Source organism: Vibrio penaeicida (assembly GCF_030689305.1).
GTDB classification, from domain to species: domain Bacteria; phylum Pseudomonadota; class Gammaproteobacteria; order Enterobacterales; family Vibrionaceae; genus Vibrio; species Vibrio penaeicida_B.
Window position 1 is genome coordinate 1 of sequence record NZ_JAUYVM010000019.1, and the last position, 18,854, is coordinate 18,854.

23 protein-coding genes are annotated in these 18,854 nt (G+C 40.3%); 6 read left to right on the forward strand and 17 right to left on the reverse strand.

What is annotated here, in order from left to right; genetic code table 11:
- Positions 1–19 precede the first annotated feature (19 nt).
- Positions 20–2,566 (forward strand): tetratricopeptide repeat protein, encoded by a 2,547-nt coding sequence (locus Q8W40_RS22920; protein WP_305400502.1) that lies wholly within the window; start codon positions 20–22, stop codon positions 2,564–2,566.
- Here Q8W40_RS22920 and Q8W40_RS22925 read toward each other — a convergent pair.
- Together Q8W40_RS22925 and Q8W40_RS22930 are read right to left on the reverse strand one after the other, a co-directional pair.
- Positions 2,549–3,415 (reverse strand): hypothetical protein, encoded by an 867-nt coding sequence (locus Q8W40_RS22925; protein WP_305400504.1) that lies wholly within the window; start codon positions 3,413–3,415, stop codon positions 2,549–2,551. The two genes, Q8W40_RS22920 and Q8W40_RS22925, sit on opposite strands and share 18 nt — an antisense overlap.
- Before the next feature lie 15 nt (positions 3,416–3,430).
- Positions 3,431–4,393, reverse strand: coding sequence for a tyrosine-type recombinase/integrase (locus tag Q8W40_RS22930; protein ID WP_305400505.1), 963 nt, complete (start codon positions 4,391–4,393; stop codon positions 3,431–3,433).
- 520 nt (positions 4,394–4,913) lie between these two features.
- On the opposite strand from Q8W40_RS22930, the gene Q8W40_RS22935 reads away from it, so the two are divergent.
- From Q8W40_RS22935 to Q8W40_RS22945, 3 genes are all read left to right on the forward strand, one after another.
- Complete coding sequence (locus Q8W40_RS22935) at positions 4,914–6,605, forward strand: L-lactate permease (protein ID WP_305400507.1); 1,692 nt, start codon at positions 4,914–4,916, stop codon at positions 6,603–6,605.
- Positions 6,606–6,746: 141 nt separating this feature from the next.
- Complete coding sequence (gene lldD / locus Q8W40_RS22940; RefSeq protein ID WP_305400509.1) at positions 6,747–7,898, forward strand: FMN-dependent L-lactate dehydrogenase LldD; 1,152 nt, start codon at positions 6,747–6,749, stop codon at positions 7,896–7,898.
- A gap of 107 nt (positions 7,899–8,005) precedes the next feature.
- A complete protein-coding gene (locus Q8W40_RS22945; protein ID WP_305400511.1) occupies positions 8,006–8,482 on the forward strand; it encodes an outer membrane beta-barrel protein in 477 nt (158 codons plus the stop codon).
- 118 nt (positions 8,483–8,600) lie between these two features.
- On the opposite strand, the gene Q8W40_RS22950 is transcribed toward Q8W40_RS22945, so the two are convergent.
- The 5 genes from Q8W40_RS22950 to Q8W40_RS22970 form a co-directional block, all read right to left on the reverse strand.
- The gene (locus Q8W40_RS22950; RefSeq protein WP_305400513.1) at positions 8,601–8,957 is read right to left on the reverse strand and encodes a hypothetical protein; all 357 of its coding nucleotides are present in this window, start codon (positions 8,955–8,957) and stop codon (positions 8,601–8,603) included.
- Between the two features lie 3 nt (positions 8,958–8,960).
- Positions 8,961–9,455, reverse strand: coding sequence for a DUF805 domain-containing protein (locus tag Q8W40_RS22955; protein WP_305400515.1), 495 nt, complete (start codon positions 9,453–9,455; stop codon positions 8,961–8,963).
- 624 nt (positions 9,456–10,079) lie between these two features.
- The gene (locus Q8W40_RS22960; RefSeq protein WP_305400517.1) at positions 10,080–10,379 is read right to left on the reverse strand and encodes a DUF1330 domain-containing protein; all 300 of its coding nucleotides are present in this window, start codon (positions 10,377–10,379) and stop codon (positions 10,080–10,082) included.
- 46 nt (positions 10,380–10,425) lie between these two features.
- Entirely contained in the window at positions 10,426–10,842 is a 417-nt protein-coding gene (locus Q8W40_RS22965) for an NUDIX hydrolase (RefSeq protein ID WP_305400669.1), read from the reverse strand.
- Positions 10,843–10,874: 32 nt separating this feature from the next.
- The gene (locus Q8W40_RS22970) at positions 10,875–11,369 is read right to left on the reverse strand and encodes a GNAT family N-acetyltransferase (protein ID WP_305400519.1); all 495 of its coding nucleotides are present in this window, start codon (positions 11,367–11,369) and stop codon (positions 10,875–10,877) included.
- A gap of 225 nt (positions 11,370–11,594) precedes the next feature.
- Here Q8W40_RS22970 and Q8W40_RS22975 point away from each other — a divergent pair, with 225 nt between their 5' ends.
- Entirely contained in the window at positions 11,595–12,038 is a 444-nt protein-coding gene (locus Q8W40_RS22975) for a DoxX family protein (RefSeq protein WP_305400520.1), read from the forward strand.
- A gap of 46 nt (positions 12,039–12,084) precedes the next feature.
- On the opposite strand, the gene Q8W40_RS22980 is transcribed toward Q8W40_RS22975, so the two are convergent.
- From Q8W40_RS22980 to Q8W40_RS22990, 3 genes are all read right to left on the reverse strand, one after another.
- Positions 12,085–12,693: a LysE family translocator gene (locus tag Q8W40_RS22980; protein ID WP_305400522.1), complete on the reverse strand. Its 609-nt coding sequence runs from the start codon at positions 12,691–12,693 to the stop codon at positions 12,085–12,087.
- 76 nt (positions 12,694–12,769) lie between these two features.
- Positions 12,770–13,570: an AraC family transcriptional regulator gene (locus tag Q8W40_RS22985; RefSeq protein ID WP_305400524.1), complete on the reverse strand. Its 801-nt coding sequence runs from the start codon at positions 13,568–13,570 to the stop codon at positions 12,770–12,772.
- A 20-nt stretch (positions 13,571–13,590) separates the two neighbouring features.
- A complete protein-coding gene (locus Q8W40_RS22990) occupies positions 13,591–14,076 on the reverse strand; it encodes an NUDIX domain-containing protein (RefSeq protein ID WP_305400525.1) in 486 nt (161 codons plus the stop codon).
- Positions 14,077–14,138: 62 nt separating this feature from the next.
- On the opposite strand from Q8W40_RS22990, the gene Q8W40_RS22995 reads away from it, so the two are divergent.
- Positions 14,139–14,624, forward strand: coding sequence for a GNAT family N-acetyltransferase (locus Q8W40_RS22995; RefSeq protein WP_305400527.1), 486 nt, complete (start codon positions 14,139–14,141; stop codon positions 14,622–14,624).
- Here the strand turns inward: Q8W40_RS22995 and Q8W40_RS23000 are convergent.
- From Q8W40_RS23000 to Q8W40_RS23030, 7 genes are all read right to left on the reverse strand, one after another.
- Positions 14,611–15,264: a glutathione S-transferase family protein gene (locus tag Q8W40_RS23000; RefSeq protein ID WP_305400529.1), complete on the reverse strand. Its 654-nt coding sequence runs from the start codon at positions 15,262–15,264 to the stop codon at positions 14,611–14,613. The genes Q8W40_RS22995 and Q8W40_RS23000 overlap by 14 nt on opposite strands.
- A 20-nt stretch (positions 15,265–15,284) precedes the next feature.
- Entirely contained in the window at positions 15,285–15,656 is a 372-nt protein-coding gene (locus Q8W40_RS23005; RefSeq protein ID WP_101111026.1) for a chromosome partitioning protein ParB, read from the reverse strand.
- 255 nt (positions 15,657–15,911) lie between these two features.
- Positions 15,912–16,304, reverse strand: a complete 393-nt coding sequence (locus tag Q8W40_RS23010; protein WP_305400531.1) for a hypothetical protein — start codon at positions 16,302–16,304, stop codon at positions 15,912–15,914.
- Positions 16,305–16,467: 163 nt separating this feature from the next.
- Positions 16,468–17,082: a DNA-3-methyladenine glycosylase I gene (locus Q8W40_RS23015; protein WP_101111023.1), complete on the reverse strand. Its 615-nt coding sequence runs from the start codon at positions 17,080–17,082 to the stop codon at positions 16,468–16,470.
- Between the two features lies 1 nt (position 17,083).
- The gene (locus Q8W40_RS23020; protein ID WP_305400534.1) at positions 17,084–17,374 is read right to left on the reverse strand and encodes a YciI family protein; all 291 of its coding nucleotides are present in this window, start codon (positions 17,372–17,374) and stop codon (positions 17,084–17,086) included.
- Positions 17,375–17,406: 32 nt separating this feature from the next.
- Positions 17,407–17,979 carry a TetR/AcrR family transcriptional regulator gene (locus Q8W40_RS23025; protein ID WP_305400536.1) on the reverse strand — a complete coding sequence of 191 codons (573 nt, stop codon included), beginning with the start codon at positions 17,977–17,979 and terminating at the stop codon, positions 17,407–17,409.
- Between the two features lie 114 nt (positions 17,980–18,093).
- Positions 18,094–18,654 carry a hypothetical protein gene (locus tag Q8W40_RS23030; protein ID WP_305400538.1) on the reverse strand — a complete coding sequence of 187 codons (561 nt, stop codon included), beginning with the start codon at positions 18,652–18,654 and terminating at the stop codon, positions 18,094–18,096.
- Positions 18,655–18,854: the final 200 nt, after the last annotated feature.

Below are 18,854 nucleotides of genomic sequence, written 5' to 3' on the forward strand. Positions count from 1 at the left end.
GTAAGGATAACTAACAATTATGAAAGGAATGTTAGATAGAAAAGTCGAGCGCGGTCATATTCATTCTTTTCTTAATAGTTCTCCCTCAAATAGCCAGCTATTTTGGATTAATGGTCCTATAGGTTCAGGAAAAACGACCCTACTGAGGTACATTGCAGAGCGTTACGCTAGTAATGTTCTATGCCTTAATGGAGAAAACAGGTTATTAAGATGCAATCAAAATGAACAAAATAAAGAATTTCATACTTTATCAACTTTGGTGACCCATATTTCACTAAGTAATCCAATGAAGTTCCAAAAGGCATTATCTATTTCAAATGATATACCTGCTCTACCGCCGCTATGGAAAATAGTTTTCAAAGTAACTAGCCTGATACCAGGGATGCAACAAGTTAATGGGCTATTTGATGGAGCAACACGGCAAGGAGAAGAACTAGAAACGAAACTTAGAAATATTGTAACTCCAAACCTTGTGAAGGAAGCAGTTTATGAACTTATCTTGGATTTCTTTACCGAAAAAGTAAAGCAGTCTAGCTTTACTGTTATTATCATTGACGACATTCAGTGGATAGACCAAAGATCATTAGAAATACTGCTACCAATTATTAACGAATTATTTAACAAGAATCATGGTATCTATGTTTTTATGTCTAGTCATGATCAATGCCCTTCTATTGTAAGAGATAAGTATATAAAGGATTTGGTTAGTGATTATTTCTATAATAGTACTCAAATGATTAGCCTAGATAACTTAACTAAAAGTAAAATGTCTGAGATTTTCGGTGAAGCAAACAAAGAGCTCCCAGTTGATTTAATAGATAAGATATATAGAGAAACAGAAGGTAATTTTGAGAAGTTAGGGAAGATTTTAAGAAAAAGTAAGGAAGAAATTCAAGAGATTTACGAAGAATTGGAAACCAAAAAATCAAAAGGAAGCTATTATGATAACTCTTTTCAAAATATCACTGCACAAAAACCTTATCTAATATATATTTTCTTTATTTTATCATCATTCAAAAACAAGTGCACTTCAACGACTTTAAATATCTTGTTAGATTCTTTATCTCTTAGGTTAAATTTTGATTATAATTCAAACCAATTGAAGCTAGATTTAAGTTATTTAGAATCATTATCTGAGTTAAAAATATCAAACGATTTAATCGAATGCCATACAGAAAGAAGCGAGCTAGCAATTAGAATGTTAAAAGTTCGAGGTAAGTATGAGAAATCTATAATAATTTTATCCCAAACCATTATAGAATACGCTATAGAAAATGATAGTGGATTATTAACAGTTGCATTTTCCAGCCTAAAGAAAGTAAATCCAAATCTAGTTATTTCTGAATTTGGAAAGTTGTTATTGAATAAATATGATTACCTATTTCAGCGAGAAATAGTCGTACCAATTGGTATGTCGGCACTTGAACTTAGCAACGACAAAGTGATAGAGAATTTTTCTCTTTTAACTAAACTAACGACATCCTTGGCAAGGAAAAATGAATTCCTATTAGCTTATAAATTAGGTCGGAAATTAATAAGAATAAATACAAATAAAAATTTATCGTATAGCTTTTTGTATGACTATATGAAGTCAATGAGAGAGTCTGGACAAATTAAAAACCACAATGAAGTAAAATCCATTTATCAAGTGATGGTAAAAATGTCTACAAATTTATCAGAAAACTTGAAAGCAAAAACCCTTTACTGTTCCATTCTTGAGCACTTAGGTAAATATGATTATATTAGAAAAATATATAAGGATATCGATAATAAAACGAAAAACCTAGATTTTAATAACAAAAATGACATTATAATCAATGCAATAGCAGTACGAAATAAAGGGTTATCTGAGTTTCATGGTGATATTATCAACACATATCATGACGCATACTCAATGCTAGAAAGTATTTCATCAAAGGATAGAGAAATTACACTGCTAAAAGCAGCATTAGCTAATCATTGTGGGCTTGCCAACTATTATCGAGGAAGTCAGAAAACAGCTATAGATTTTTTTGCCCAATCTCATAATCATCTAAAAAGTTTGTCTTTGTATCTGGAAACCCCTATAAACAACATCGCTTGTGCTCTTATATTGAGTAAAGATTACAATAAAGCTTTGGACTTTATTGAAAGGGCTGAAAAATACATCTGCAAGCCTATTTATCAAACGCACTCAATTGCAATTAACAAATCAATTATTTATTGGGAACTTAATGAGAGAAATCTTGCAATTAATCAAATAGAAAAAGTTATCAATAGTAATAACATTCCTGACCCAATGATTCTTGCTACTGCTAATGTAAACTATGGATACTTTCTATTTAAAGAAAACAAGTTTCATGAGGCGGCATTGAAATTTAAAGAGTCAAGAAAATTTAAATATAGATTTCTTAATAATGAGTATAATTTTGTTGAGTCAAAACTAGAGAAACTATGTTTGATCAAAGATGGTTTTCTTAGCTCAGAAGACTTAGGTGACGTATCTTTGATCGACTTTAAGGATGTGTTATCAATACCACACAGAAAAATATATAGACCCGACACTAATTCATTGTATGTTGACTAATCTTTTATATAACAATGATTTTAATATACTGCTATTTCGTGATTGCTTTTGTAAATCAGTTTTTAAAGTATTCTTAAGCGAGTGTTCAAATAAATTTATAACTGGTTTAGCATGTATTATATGAATGGATGATTTGATGTTGTTATACATATCTAAACTAAGTTTGAAGTATGGAGAGCTTCTTTCATAATCGACGATATCTTCGTCAAAAAATATAACATCAAATTTTTTCAATTCATTGCAGCTAAATAATTCATAATTATCGATGTAGAATGGTGACCTTACTTCAACTTTATTGCCTTTCCACTTTTTTAAACCTTCAACAAGTGAATTGACACACCTTTTGGGTTCAACTGCTACGACTAGTACATTTAAGTCATTTAGCTTTTTTGTATTTTTATATATACTAGACAAATAATTAATAGCTGTTGTTGGATGAGATTTTTGTCCATGTCCGGCAGATATCACTGGAACACTAGAACCTTGAATAAGGTCATCAAAGTAAGATTTAGAATCGCAACGTATAGCTATTAGGTCAACATATTGGCTAATATAACCAGTTATATCAGACAGTGGCTCATTGGACATATTTTTTTCTATTAACTTTTCATACATATCAAAACTCAAATGAGACCCTCCCAATCTTAAAAATGAGGAAACAAACCCAGCTCTAGTTCTTAAGCTGTCAGACACAAATAAAGTTGCTAGAATTTTAGAACGTAGTGAATACGCATTTTCATGATAATAATCTTTAATTGTTGCTTCATTTTTACAAATATCCAATAATTCAAAAACTGTAGATTCTATCAGATCTTTAGATATGTCTTTTATACTAACGAAATGATCCATAATTGTTAGTTATCCTTACTTTTTCATTATGGCACTCCTGAGGTTTGATTTTTGTAGTTTCTGTTGGAGTAAAGTGTCGGATACGTGAGTATAGATTTCGGTTGTTGAAATACTGCTGTGCCCCAACAGTTTTTGTACGTATCTCATGTCTACACCGGCTGCTAGAAACTCACACGCAGCACTATGACGAAACATATGAGGAGTGGCTTTAAGATTGGAATTGGTTTGATTGGAAACGTTTCGAACTAACTTTCTTATAAATTGTGTTGAAGCTGGTTTTCCACGGCTATTGACCAAGAAATTGTCGTGCTGAGGTTCAACTATGTGTCTTAGTTCAATGTAACGCCTAATTAAGGTGCACAACTCATTATCTAAAATATAAACAAAGCGTTCTCTTGAGCCCTTACCCATAATCTTAATCTTCTTCTCAGGCAAGCTGACATCGTCTAGTTGTATTCCTACTAGCTCTCCTACTCTGACCCCTGTCGTAACAAGTAACTCGACTACAACAAGCGCGGTGAAGTGATTTAAACCTTTCCCATTTTGAATATGTTTATCTATAAATGGCTGTTTTCTATCTTCACCCGTATTTGTCGAAGATCTTGCTTGGTTCAGAATAGATTTCAAATCGGACTTTGCAATGTTTCTGGGTAGATGCTTTGGTAGCTTTAAATTGAGTACAAACTTGTGGAAAGGGCTTGTATCGATGTGTTCTTCAATTTCTAGCCAAGAAAACATCGCCTTAGCGCATGCTAACTTTCTCTTTATCGAAGTAGGTTTAAGTTGATTTTGGGTCAGGTAATCAAGAAACTTTGAAATGGAATGCTTATCGATATCCTTCAGCAAAGCATTTATACCAAGGCATTCCATCAATTGACGCAAGTCGATGCGATACGCTTTAATCGTATACGACGATAGCCCTCTGATATCCTTGCAGTGCGACAAATATCTTTCGGTTGCTTCAATCAAAGTGTACATGGGCTCTCCAGTTTTATGTTCGTGCTGGTATCGAAAACGCCCTTTTAACAAATCTATCATTACAAATGCAATGATATGTACTCACTTCTACATTAAACAGATTACTTATTATCGAAATCGGAATCGACCAACTTCACACTATGAAAGATAGGTAACGGGTTGTTATCAGCTTGCTACACCTAGAATTTCAGCATACAAAGCAACAATCAAATCGATAAGTTTTTGTTCATTTTACGCATCAATCATCATTTTATATCATTGTTATATATGAAATTATTACAATATAACAATACGCCATTCTTAGTTTTCTGTCACATGTGGCTACTACTTCTTCTCGCGTAAATCGGAAGTATTATGTCACTTTTGGAATTAATTATTTTCATTTATTCCCTATATCAATAAAAACGAAAGCGCTACATTCACGCCGATTTAACATAAATAACACAAGTATAAAAATTACTTAGCTTTAGCTTTTTCCGCTAAACATCGGATGGCTTAAAGCCTTTTAGAGGTCCTACATATGAGTGAAACACTATTAGCCTTAATCGCATTCTCGCCCATTGTGGTGGCTGCGATTTTGCTGGTTGGTCTAAATTGGCCAGCAAAGAAAGCCATGCCCGTTGCCTTTGGGTTAACCGTCGTTATTGCCCTTTTGTTCTGGGATATGTCTACCAACCGAGTGCTTGCTTCGATATTCCAGGGGTTAGGGATTACCGTTTCTGTTCTGTGGATAGTGTTTGGTGCCATCTTCTTACTTAATACCTTAAAACATACCGGCGCTATTTCCGTTATTCGCAATGGGTTTACCAACATTTCCCCCGACCGACGTGTACAAGCGATCATCATTGCTTGGTGTTTTGGATCGTTTATCGAGGGCGCATCAGGGTTTGGTACACCTGCTGCCATTGCCGCCCCTCTTATGGTTGCCATTGGCTTTCCAGCGTTAGCCGCTGTCTTGATGGGGATGATGATCCAATCAACTCCTGTTTCATTTGGCGCTGTCGGTACACCTATTATCGTTGGCGTGAACAAAGGGTTGGATACACATAATATCAGCGAAGCGCTGGTTGCGAATGGTTCAACATGGGATGCGTACCTACAACAGATTACCTCCAGTGTCTCCTTAATTCATGCAGTTGTCGGCACATTAATGCCTGTATTAATGGCAATGATGTTAACTCGATTCTTCGGAAAAAATCGTAGCTGGACTGAAGGGTTGGATATTCTTCCTTTTGCGCTATTTGCTGGTCTCTCTTTTACCATTCCTTACGCATTAACAGGCGTGTTTCTAGGCGCTGAATTCCCGTCACTTATCGGTGGCTTGGTCGGCTTGTCTATCGTTGTACTCGCAGCAAAAAATGGCTTCCTCATTCCAAAGTCCAAGTGGGATTTTGAAAAAGAAGATAAATGGCAAGCTGAATGGCTTGGTACGTTAAAAATTGATCTAGAAGATAGCAAGAGTAAGCCAATGAGCCTTGCAATTGCGTGGCTTCCGTATGTGTTGCTTGCCGTTATTCTCGTTGCAAGCCGTGTAAGTGTTGATTTGAAAGATATGCTCAAGAGCGTCAGCCTATCATTCGGCAATATTCTGGGCGAAACAGGCATAAGCGCTGCTATTCAGCCTCTTTACCTGCCTGGCGGGATCTTGGTGTTTGTTGCACTACTTGCCACGCTCATTCAGGCTCGCAGCGCCACGCCTCTTGTGAAAGCGTTTGGCGAATCCAGTAAAACGTTGATTGGCGCAGGTTTTGTCTTGGTGTTTACCATTCCAATGGTTCGCATCTTTATCAATTCAGGTATTAATGGTGCCGACCTTGCGAGTATGCCAGTCACCACCGCAAACTTTGCTGCTGGGCTGGTTGGTGATGCTTTCCCAGCATTAAGCGCTACAGTTGGAGCGTTGGGTGCGTTCATTGCAGGGTCCAACACAGTTTCGAACATGATGTTCAGCCAATTCCAATATGAAGTGGCGCAAACACTTTCTATTTCTAGTGCGGTTGTAGTCGCGCTTCAAGCTGTGGGTGCCGCTGCCGGTAATATGATCGCCATCCACAACGTTGTCGCTGCTTCCGCTACGGTAGGCTTGCTCGGTCGTGAAGGTGCGACACTTCGCAAAACAGTTATCCCAACTTTCTACTACCTTGTTGTTACCGGAGTGATAGGCATGGTGGTGATTTACGGCCTCCAAGTTACGGATGCCCTAATGAAATAGTGAAATAAAATCGTTCTAAAAGTTAGATTAATGGGCGCAAAGACGCCCAATATTCGGCGCTAATGCCATTTGTTTTTTAACTCTTAACTTGCTCAACGCCCACGAACCTAAGAGTTAGATATAGAAATCAGGATAGAAATTATGATTATCTCCGCATCGACTGATTATCGCGCTGCAGCAAAAGCAAAACTGCCACCCTTTTTGTTTCATTACATTGATGGCGGCTCTTACAATGAGCATACCTTAAGACATAATACTGATGACCTTTCCGACGTCGCATTACGTCAACGCGTTCTAAGGGATATGTCCGATCTCAGTCTAGACACTGAATTGTTTGGCGAGAAAATGTCACTTCCTATCGGGCTTGCTCCTGTCGGTTTAACAGGCATGTATGCGCGCCGTGGTGAGGTTCAAGCCGCGAAAGCCGCTGATAAGAAAGGCATCCCTTTCACCATGTCTACCGTGTCGGTTTGCCCGATTGAAGAAGTCGCTCCAGCCATAGAGCGACCAATGTGGTTCCAGCTATATGTCTTGAAAGATCGTGGCTTTATGCAAAATGTACTTGAACGAGCCAAAGCGGCGGGCGTAACGACATTGGTCTTTACTGTGGACATGCCCGTTCCTGGCGCTCGATACCGCGACATGCATTCTGGAATGAGTGGTCCTAATGCTTCGATGCGCAGAGTATTCCAATCAATGCTTCACCCGAGTTGGGCGCTTGACGTGGGTGTTCTAGGAAAACCACACGATTTGGGTAACATTTCGACCTATCGTGGTGAGCCAACCAAGCTTGAAGATTACATTGGATGGTTAGGCGCTAACTTCGACCCATCAATCAGCTGGAAGGACTTAGAGTGGATCCGAGATTTCTGGGATGGTCCAATGGTTATCAAAGGCATTCTGGATGAAGATGATGCCAAAGATGCCGTTCGATTTGGTGCGGATGGCATAGTCGTCTCTAACCACGGCGGTCGACAATTGGACGGTGTTTTATCAACGGTTCGCGCCCTTCCTAATATTGCAGATGCAGTAAAAGGAGACTTAAAGATCATGGTCGATTCTGGCATCCGAACGGGCTTAGACGTTGTTCGCATGCTGGCACTCGGTGCTGATTTTACATTACTCGGTCGTTCTTTTGTGTATGCGTTGGCGGCACAAGGCGGTGCGGGCGTAGAAAACTTGCTCGATTTGTATGAAAAAGAAATGCGTGTTGCTATGACATTAACAGGCGCAAAAAGCATCTCCGATATTTCCTCTGACTTATTGGTCGACCTGAATAAGCAGGCATTTTAGATAGCCACTTAAAATAAAAAGTGCGAGGGATTTAACAAAATTGCTCGCCTTTTTGTTCATTCATCGCCAAAATACGCCCCTCCTGACCATCTAGATTATCAATACTCATGAAAAAATCCCTATTACCATTGGCTCTGCTGGCTATTTCTTGTGCCTCTCAAGCAGAAGAAGGTTACTACTTCGGCCTGGGCTACAACATTTCAACTTCAGATCAAAACGACAGTAAATCAGGGTTAAGTGCAAGCTTCGGTCATACATTTCCGCTTGGAAGCACCTTCATGATGTCTTCAGAATGGCTCTATACCGATTTAGGCAAACACAATGACTACGAACTTTCGAGTATTGCATGGAACTTAAAACCGTCATTACCGCTTAGCGAAACAATGCACATCGCAGGTGTTTTTGGCACTAACTACTATTTCCAAGAAAGCAGTACTGATAAAGACAACAAATTTGGTATTTCTTACGGAGCTGAAATTGGATTGCGACTCACGCAAAATATTGCCGTGAATACGGGTTACAAGATCTTTGATGCGAAATCAGAACTTTCATCAATGTACGCTGAGTTCCAACTAAGATTCTAAATACCTATAATTCTTGCTATGAACTGGGTATAGATTGCATTAAAAATGCCGACTTAGATCGGCATTTTTTCCTTCAACATCAATTTAACTGACGTTTATATTTCTAGAATCTGAGCCGCTAATACTTACCTTCTACAATAACGGTACGCTCTGTAAATTTTTCCGCATAGCGCCTTTTCATTAAACGAACATCTTTAAAAAATGGTGCGTAAAAGATTGGAAATAAGCAAACCATCACTATCACGTAGCTGATTTTTAATCGCCATGACATCTCTTGCTTCACGCCGTCGTCAAATACGGTGACGCCTGTACCAATGAAAAATCCCAACACATAAAGCGTAACTAGAGAACCCAACATTGCGTAGAGCTGCATAATTTGGCGAGTGATTTCACTGACTGCTTGTTGAACGCAAGGTTTCATGTCGTTCATAAATTCGCAATACTGCATGTACTCTTCACCAATGATCCATTCCATTAGTTACTCCTTCTTTGCACTTGGGTCGGTAAGTTTGCTCTCTGCCTTTGCTTCGTATTGCTGATACGTTTGCGTGAATTCTGGTAACGCGGACATAAGAGAAACAAACATGAGTAAGGCATAAACAATAGGTAGAAGCACAGACATCACTTTAATTACGGAGCTTGATGGAAATGGCGTGTCACCAAAGCGATTATCGACTGTGTCACCGGGTGCAAGACAGAGAGGGAAATTGAGCACCGGTATCCACGCGATCAATACCAACCAAGGGGAAAAGCCGATATCCCTTAACCTTTTTACAATGAAAAGAACATAGAAAAAGAAGGTGATGGGCATAGCAAGAAACCCAAACTCTCCCAACAAATTGGGTAATAGCAAACAAGCGGTAGCCCAGCAGGCAAACTCTGTTCGATTTAACCGACCTTTAAGCTGATAGAACTGAGGTTTGGTTTCTTTTAGGGGTATATCTGGGGAACGAAGTAACTCTGATTCCGTCATTTTTTATCCTGATTTTAGTTTTTATCTAGCCAACTTTTCTTGTACAGGTATGGGAAATTCGGTTTGAAATATAGAGAAAAAAGTAAATAGCGTTTTAACCAATATACTAAAGCCTTTAGCAGTTAAGACTCTCCTAATTTGAGCCGTGAATACGCATAACTATTCAACCTATAAACAAAGCAGCACCCAATAAAGAGTGTTAAAACACCCTGACCGACAAGGCTTCTTTTTATATACCCAAGTGACCTCAAGATGCAGGGTTCAGAGCCTCATATTCTGTTTCAATTCAAGGAAAAGAACGCAGTGGAATGACGAATCCTTTCCAAGTTCTTTGACGAGGAAGTGAGGCAGAATATGGGCTCCCAAGGGCGAGTTTAACTGGCTTTCATACTTCGTTATCGATTCTTGATTTAGAACCACTAGATCTTCAAATCGATGCCTTGCCTGAAAGCCAGTTCCCTATTCTTTGGTTGGGAAGCCGCTGAAACAAGCATTTTGAGGTTACTTGGGTATCGTGAACAACAATATAACGGCAATTCAAACATAGTCAGGGAAAATTGCATAAACACGCGATACTCTTAACAGTTTTTAAACCTTCTAGTTCGCGCTGCTAGTTAACCTGTATCAAGACGTAAATTCGGATATGCGCGTAACAGACGAGACGGAAGGTTTAAAATGGCGCTCTTTTACTTTGGCGTACTCAGCATCGGTGAAAAACGCCTCCTTTGTCTCCTCATCAGGAAAAATCAAAGTAAACACTCGGTTTATTGATTCTGGTGTTGGAGATTTTAGTACATCAGATACTACAAAGTCATAGCCAAATTTGCCCCCGTAGCTTTTTAAGATGGGCATCATCGCTTCCCTATATTGACGGTAACCTTGTTCGTCAGAGACCTCTATCCCTATTAACATTTCAAAAGCCATAGTGCGTTCCTTCTATTAAAATTAAGATATCGTATCAAGGGTTTATTTATGCGGTGTTAATTGGCAATAGACGTTTGATTTTTTCCATCGCCCTCAAAAAAACCGGATGACAATCTGCTAACGTTTTTCTTTCCAAATCCTGCCAGAAAAATTGAAAATCGTGTCCGCCGTCGTCTAAGGTGTGGAATGTCCATCGTTCTGGTTGCGGGTTAACCTCGCAATATACAAAGTGCCAAATATGGTCTCTGTAGCCAGATTCCCATCGCCCCAAATATTGAGTACCCAGAACATGGCGTAAACCAGATTCTTCCGACAGTTCTCGTATAGCCGCTTGTTCATAGGAGGTATCTTGGAGCTCAACGGTACCTTTAACAATCTGTATCCCAGCAAGGGGATGCTTGAACATTAGCAGCTCCCTTTTCCCTGCTTTTTGCCTAACCACCACTGGGCAAACTTTCAGAATGCGACTTTCCAGTTCGGCTTGTTCATCTAAAATCAATCTGTTAACTCCAGTTGCCAATAGCTCACATCGATCAGTTCACCAAATTTCAATCCAACCTTCTTAAACTCCCCCACTTTTTGAAATCCTAGAGATTGATGCAATGTGATGCTCGCGTCATTCGGCAAACTCACCACACCTAACACGTTACGGATACGGCGCTTTGCGAGAATAGAGATTAAGTGAGAATAGAGCGCTTTCCCGATGCCTTTTCCTAAAGCATTAGGAGAGACATAAACCGAAGCCTCAGTTGTATACCGGTAAGCACTTCGGTTGTTCCATGGCCCTGCATAGGCATACCCGAGCACCTTTTCACCCTCCACCATCACAATCCAAGGCAAAGAATAACTTTGGATTTTACCCACTCTTTGGTTCATTTCTTCAGTTGAAACTGGCTTTTCTTCAAACGTTGCGGTGCTGTTTACAACAAAGTCATTGTAGATGTTTGTTATTGCCTCAATATCTTGTGAATTTACATATCTGATTTCCATATCCACTCCTTCCTCCCTTTATACCCAAGTAGCCACAAGATACTTGAGTGTATAAATACCGATCCTTTATGCAGTAATGTGGATTTAACATATATTCAAATTTTTCGAACAAAATAGTCAATAAAGACGTATTTTTCATTCATCTGTTTCCCAATATGATCGCTTTCAACAGCTAATAAAAGAAGTTAGCCACTAAATAACTTATTCAAATATATTGAGGTAACCATGAAAATTATCCTAAAGAAGATCACCGCTAGCAACGCAGGTTTCGCAACTTTGGCATTACGTATCCCTATTGGAATCATTCTTATCGCTCATGGTGCGCAAAAACTGTTTGGATGGTTTGGCGGTTATGGATTAGAAGGAACTGGACAATGGATGGCTTCAATAGGCTTGGCACCCGGCGTTTTAATGGCATTTCTTGCTGGTAGTGCGGAGTTCTTCGGAGGGTTATTTTTAGTATTGGGTTTGCTTACACGCCCCGCCGCATTGGTTACCACGTTTACAATGGTGATAGCGATATTCTCGGTGCATTTTGAAAACGGCTTGTTCTTATCAAACAATGGTTATGAGTTTGGTTTAGCACTACTTGCTGCCTCTGTTTCTTTGACCATATCAGGATCAGGAAAACTAGCGCTAGACCAATCACTTAATAAAAAGATGGCTTAACGGTGGCTCACAAGAGGAAAAGCGCAGACTAATCTGCGCTTTTCTCTCACCAAATCGGGTTATCTACTATCAGCCATAACGAGACAAATAGTAAGCAAAGTGCATAGAACCAATTTAACCCTTTTGCATACCCACTGCTGCTGGATACCTTTGACAACCAATAGCCCATTTTCACCCATACCAAATGCATTGAAACATTCAGAACCGCTAACCAAATGACCAATACCCATATACCTTGGTCACCAAAAGCGGTCTGGGCTTGCTCACCAAACAGAGAAAACATGAGGAACACCATCAACCAGCCTTTACTGTTTAATAGCTGAACCAATAACCCATCCACGAAACCCAAAACTTTTTGCCCTTCTGTACTGGTGCTCCCGACATTCTTAATGAATGAGATCGCCAAGTAGATGAGATAGAACGCACCCAGCAATTGCACGACATTCATCACTGTGGGGTAGCTTTGAACTGCCTGCCCGAGCCCGAAACCAATCAGTATGGATTTAACAAAAAAGACCAAATCCACACCAATAAGAAGTGGCATCGACCGTTTAACGCCAACTTGAGCACCGGATGCAGCAAATATAATGTTCGCGGGACCAGGGCTAAACACCAATGGGAACATCACGCCTAACCAAATAATAAATAAACTCATTAAGATACCTCTGCTTTTCTTATCTTAATGAGGAGCATAATCAAGCTGTGAGGGCTTCTCTTGTACAAAATTGCAGTTAGCGGAAAAGGTAGTTTTTAGGCGAGATACCAAAGGCCCGCTTGAAATTACGATTAAAATGGCTTTGATCGTAAAACCCGCAAGCGAGGGATGTTTCTACGCAGCTGTTTCCTTCAAAAAGCAGCTTTTTCGCTTTATGTGCTTTAACCAACAATAAAAATTGATGAGGGGTAATACCGTAGGCTGCTTTAAAAGCGCGAATAAGTTGAAACTTCGAATTGCCCGTCGCTTCTTCTAACTCCTCTAGAGCAACATTCTGGAACCAATTATCCAGAAGGTACTCCCTAACTTTAAAGGCGACATTGTTATCATGACGCTTCCCTTCCGAAGCAGTGAAAGACCCATAGCGTTTGAACAGTTTTTCTAAGGTCGTCACCAACAGCGACTCACGCGTGAGCGCGAAACTGGTATGTTCAAGGGCAAGGTGTAACTGCCTAAGCTCTTGGAAAAGATCTGGATCATCAATCACGGGAAAATCGACTACTGGGTCGATAGGGAGTCCAGACTGTTCAAATTGTTGCTGAATGAGCGGGATATCGAAGTAAAACATTCGATATTGCCAACCTTGAGCACAACTCGCGTAGCCCGTATGAATTTCAGATGGGTTGATCGCAACAATATGGTTTTTGGGCACAACGATATTTTGCCCCCGATAAAGCAAGCCCTCTGCCCCATCTTCAATGAGCCCAATAGCCAATTCATCATGCCAATGCTTCGCAAACTCAAATGTACTGTAGTTAGCGGATAACAATTCAATTCCCGAAATGTCATCACTCTTCCAGATTTTAGCCGTTTCCAATCAAAGTCCTTTTAACCAGTTTACAACCAACATTCAGAAGCTGATTCAATATAAGGTTCGTCTAGTTCATCAAACAAGCAATCTTTAGGGTAAGGTAACGCCAAGTCGGGCATTTTGTCTTTACTAAAATATTGCAGTGCTTTTGTTTCTTCGTCCAACTCTTTGCTGGGTAACCCAGTTACATGACATCGAAACAGTATAACGGTGTAATCGACTCGGTCTCCATTAGGGTAGGTAAAAGAGAACCCTTCGCCACCGAATGCACCTAAGATTTTCATTGCCGAGACCGTATACCCTGTCTCTTCCAATACTTCACGCTTTATCGCTGCGCTTGGCGACTCTCCTAGCTCTATCATCCCTGCTGGCAAGCTCCAAGACCCATCTTGTTTCTGTTGAAGCAGTAGGCGTTTGTGCTCATCTAAAATGACAGCTGCGACACTAGGAATCAACAGCGGCTTGTTCCCTATAAGAGATCGAATTTCTTTAATATAATGACTCGCACTCATTGCTTTCCCTTAAAACTTACCCAATATAAGTAACTGAAATTTTATAGAATAACGGAACATTCATGCCCAACATCAGACCCGCAAAATCAGAAGACATAAAGAAAATCGCTGAAATCGAATCCCTTTGCTTTCCAGAAAGTGAAGCCGCTTCTCTCAAGAGCTTTACCGAACGATTCCAGGTTTTTCCTGAATGCTTTTTTGTATTAGAAGTTAATGGAGAAATCGTTGGGCACATCAATGGATGTCGTTACCACAAAGCCGAATTGCCCGACGAACTTTTTGAAAACGCCAATCTTCACAATCCAAATGGTATGTACCAAACCGTTTTTGGCTTGGCAGTCGCTCCTTCCCACCAGCGTAAGGGCTACGCGTCCAAACTCACAAAGCATTTAATAGAGGTTTGTAAACAGCGCAACCTCACTGGCATGGTTCTGACTTGTAAGGAGCACCTTATTCCTTTTTACCAAAGCCATGGATTAACTTCTCAAGGTCAGTCTGATTCCTCGCATGGTGGCGCACTGTGGTACGACATGACTATTGAGTTTTAACTAGATGGAAAGGCGTTAGGTCTATCTCTTCAATCTCACACACCGCTTTAATCGTAGCGTGGTGGCTTAATGCTTGAAGGTACGCTGCGAGATGAGGAAATGTCATCGGATTTTTCTCAACTGGCAGCGACCACTCAGCCAGCATAAACAAGAAGTAATCACAAACCGATATGTTCTCGCCAATCAGGTATTCGTGCTTCGATAATTGATCATTAATCACCGACAATGCATTCGCTATTTGAACTTCTTGCGCAGCACGTACATGTTTGATTGTGCTTTCATCATTTGTGTGGCGATGCGGGTAATAGTAAACCATGAGCTCTGCTTGCAACGTGTTGTTCAAGTAAGCAAGCCATTGAAGAAAAACAGGGCGGGATTTATCTCCGACCGGCGGAATTAACTGATGTTCTGGGTGACTCTCGGCTATATGCATGCAAATAGCTGGGCTTTCAAAAATCGGTTGTCCATCGTCAATTAGGGTTGGAATTCGCCCAGCAGGGTTTAGCTTTAAATAGTCCGCTGACTTTTGAGAATTGGATTTTTTATCAACCAAAACCAGCTCATAAGGCAATTGCATGTGATGCAGTAAAAAGTGCGGCGCTAAACTGGCATTGTTCGGGTAATAGTAAAGTGTGTACATCGTCATTCCTTTTGAAGGCGCTAAACAGCCGTCTTAACACCATTCACTTCGTCTGGTTCAGGGTTACTCAGAAAACGTCTGACCTTAATCGTATCCTTCCCTTCCATAATGCACTTGGCTATTCGATGCATCCCATCAAATACGCGAAAATCCTCAGTTAGAATCACAGGATAAGACAAATCTGCATTCAGGATTCTTTTGCAGTGTTCCGCCACATTTCGACAAGTTGGTAAGGGACCTTCTAGGCTAAACCATGTGACCTCATCAGGGCCACATATGTCGCTGATGGCGATTTCTTCTACCGGAAGAGACTCAGCCAAAGCCCAAATCCGATCAACATACCAAACTGAACTCACTCCATCATTAATTTCACCGTAGCGCTGTTTGCTCATTCTGAATCCTTTCTCTTATTAGCAAAGCTAGAAGGTAATAAGCAAGGAGCTAATCGTCAAACAATCAATAAGAATATGCCCGTACAATCAAATAATTAAATGAAATATTTGGCGAGTTTACAGGGTGCAATAGCGATAAGGTCAGCGGCAATTTAGTTCCATGTAAACCGAAGTTGGGTCATGTTTGTAGTCGCCGTACACTTCTCGGCTTTTAAAACCAAAAGTTTCATACAACTTTGTAGCCGCCTGACTTGGCTAAGGAATGGAAATACACTCGAAAGAGTCTGGTTTGATTTCACCAGTTATAGAAGTGTCGTATTTTAGAAAAGTCTGATCGCATTCGCTGCTTTCCCATGGTAAGCAGCTAGATAATGAAATAGTACAAGTTTGTTCAAAGCAGCCCGCATCTAAACGGTTTATATGATTTTGCATGTTGTTACCGACTAAACTGGCAATCACGTCTCCAACCGTATTGCTATCCAAATAACAACTGCGTTGATCTTGTCTTAATGGCACTTGAGCGAATTGGAGTACTTGCGATATTTGAGGGGTTGTGTTGGCGACATTTCTCACTGCGAGTTGGGAATACACATCGTTGCCATACCACCCTATTACTAACGTTAAAACCAATGCCACCAGTACTTTCATTCCATTGAATCCCTCTGCAATTTGAGGGACTCACTATACCTATAATGGTAACCCGTTATAGGCTCATAATTGAGAAACGCGTCGCGGCTCCGCTTAATTATGCACTGGTTTGATTAAGGCAAATCAATGCCTGAACCATCACCGCTCAACAGCGCTCTTTCTTTTATTTGCTTTGTGGAACTTGAAAGCTCGCTCGCGCTTTGTCGACTTCTAGACGTTTCGAACATTCTAAAGCGTGATCATTAATTAACCCCATCGCCTGCATAAAAGCGTAGGCAGTTGTTGGTCCTACAAACTTCCACCCTCGCTTTTTTAGTTCTTTCGATAGAGCGATCGACTCCGAAGACGTAGATGCTGTTTGCGGTTTAAAATCAGCGGACAGTTTTGCTTCATATCGCCACAAAAATGCTGCAAGTGATCCCTCTTCTGCAACCAACTCTTTTGCTCGTTTCGCGTTATTGATCACCGCTTCAATTTTTCCACGATGCCTTATAATGCCTGCATCTTGTAATAAGCGCTCAACGTCTTTTTCATCAAACTCTGCGACTTTGTAAAAATCGAATTGCGCAAAGGCTGCTCTCAAATTCTCTCTTTTAGATAATATGGTGCGCCAGCTTAAACCCGATTGAAAACTCTCTAAGCAAAGCTTTTCAAACAACCTTTTGTCGTCAGAAACCGGAAAGCCCCATTCTTTATCGTGATACTCAAAAAAATCCGGCGCTGCACTGCACCAACCGCAGCGAGGTAATCCATCTGGTCCCGTTACCGTATCTGCCATACTATTTCCCTTCCCAAAATTGCAAATTTTTGTCTGCGGTATGAATAACTGTTTCAGTAACTTCAACAGTCACAATTCCCTCAGAAACAAAGGGATCGGTTGCAATTCTTGCGTCCAGTGCTTCTCTATCAACGTCTACAGCGAAGAGACACCCACCTGGACCGGGCTTTAAATTACCAACTAAAACAAATACACCATCGTCAACGCCTTGCTTCACCCACGCATTATGACCTGCCATATGCGCCTTAGCTTTATCCATTTGCCCAGTCATTGTCATTGAAACAACAAACATGCCACTCTCCTTATTGGATTCTTTTTATCTGATTACTGTAGTTTTTCTATTTGATCTTCTAGCCAATCCTGCATTTGACTTATCTCATTCTGCAGAAAGTCATCGTCTTTAAACGCATTTAATAGCGTCGCTACGCCTTGACTGCGACCCAAAATGTGCATTGCCATTGGCTCGGACTGTTCTTCAAAACCTAGCGCTACAAACTGCTGCATCAACCAAGTTTTAAACAAAGAGAATAGACGGGTCGCGTCCTCTAAAGCAGGGTGTCGTAACTTACTTAACTCTGTCGTGAGCGTTCCTACAGGGCATCCATAGCGCTCAATTTTAGACTTGTTGCTTATGAGGATGTGAATAAAACTCATGATCCTCTCTTTAGGATTTTGGCTTTTGATATCCCAACCATTAAGCATGTCTTCCGTCATCACTAAACGGCGGTTTATAACGGCAGTTAGAATGTCGTCCTTCGTTTTAAAGTGATAATAAAAATTCCCTCTCGAAATACTTACTGAAGAAGCGATATCTGCAAAAGAGGTGAACTCGTACCCCTTTTGATAAAACAGTAAATCCGCGGCTTCTACTATTTTTTCTCGTTTACTGCGGTTCATATTTCACCTTAACTCGCTCTACCTTCCTCAAAATAGGACAGTTGACCTAATCACAAAGAAATAAAATAGGACAAACGTCCTATTTTTTCTCAGATCGTTGTCACAGAGTTAAGATCAAGCGCTCTGATTCAATCTCGCGTAATGGTTCACACCAAAGCTATACACCACTTTTAACATAAACAAAGCACTGACAATCTCCATCCAATTTGGTAGTTGAAGAAGTGGAAGTAACAATAGCCCCACACACATAACAGTGGCACCAATAAATGTTTGATATGAGCTTCCAGCATAGCGATTCACGACCGTGGCGAAACCGATAGTAAATGCCCAGACGATGCCTGCTTCTATAAGGGGACCTTCCAACAACCAAGCAATTAGTAGGATGTGAACGTGGCTAATAATAAAAACTATCCGCGCTTTGGGTTTACTCGCGTAGTAATTGTTTGTTCCTCGGCTAAAATTGGCAATACAGCCAGCTAGAACATCAGCAACGATGATGAAGCCAACAATAGTCGCAATGAGCCCCCTACCCTCGACAATATTCGGAAAATAGTACGACGTGTAAATTAGCCAAGTCCCCAACGTGGCAAACAAAGCGATACAAACCACTTCAAAGTAAGTTTGCTCCTCTCCCAATACTTCATGTAAAGACGGATGAACCTGAAAACTTGTCATAGAAAACTCCTTCCTAATCTCTCTGCTTTCAGGCTATCAAACCTTGCAATAGCACCAAGTTAATACCGCAATATCTTTTATGCCCAAAAGAGTAATTTCCAAGCCGCATAGAAATGAAATCTAATAGATAAAACTAACATTCACCGGACTTATATCAATCACAGCAGCGGTATATTCGCTCCAATATAAATAACACTATA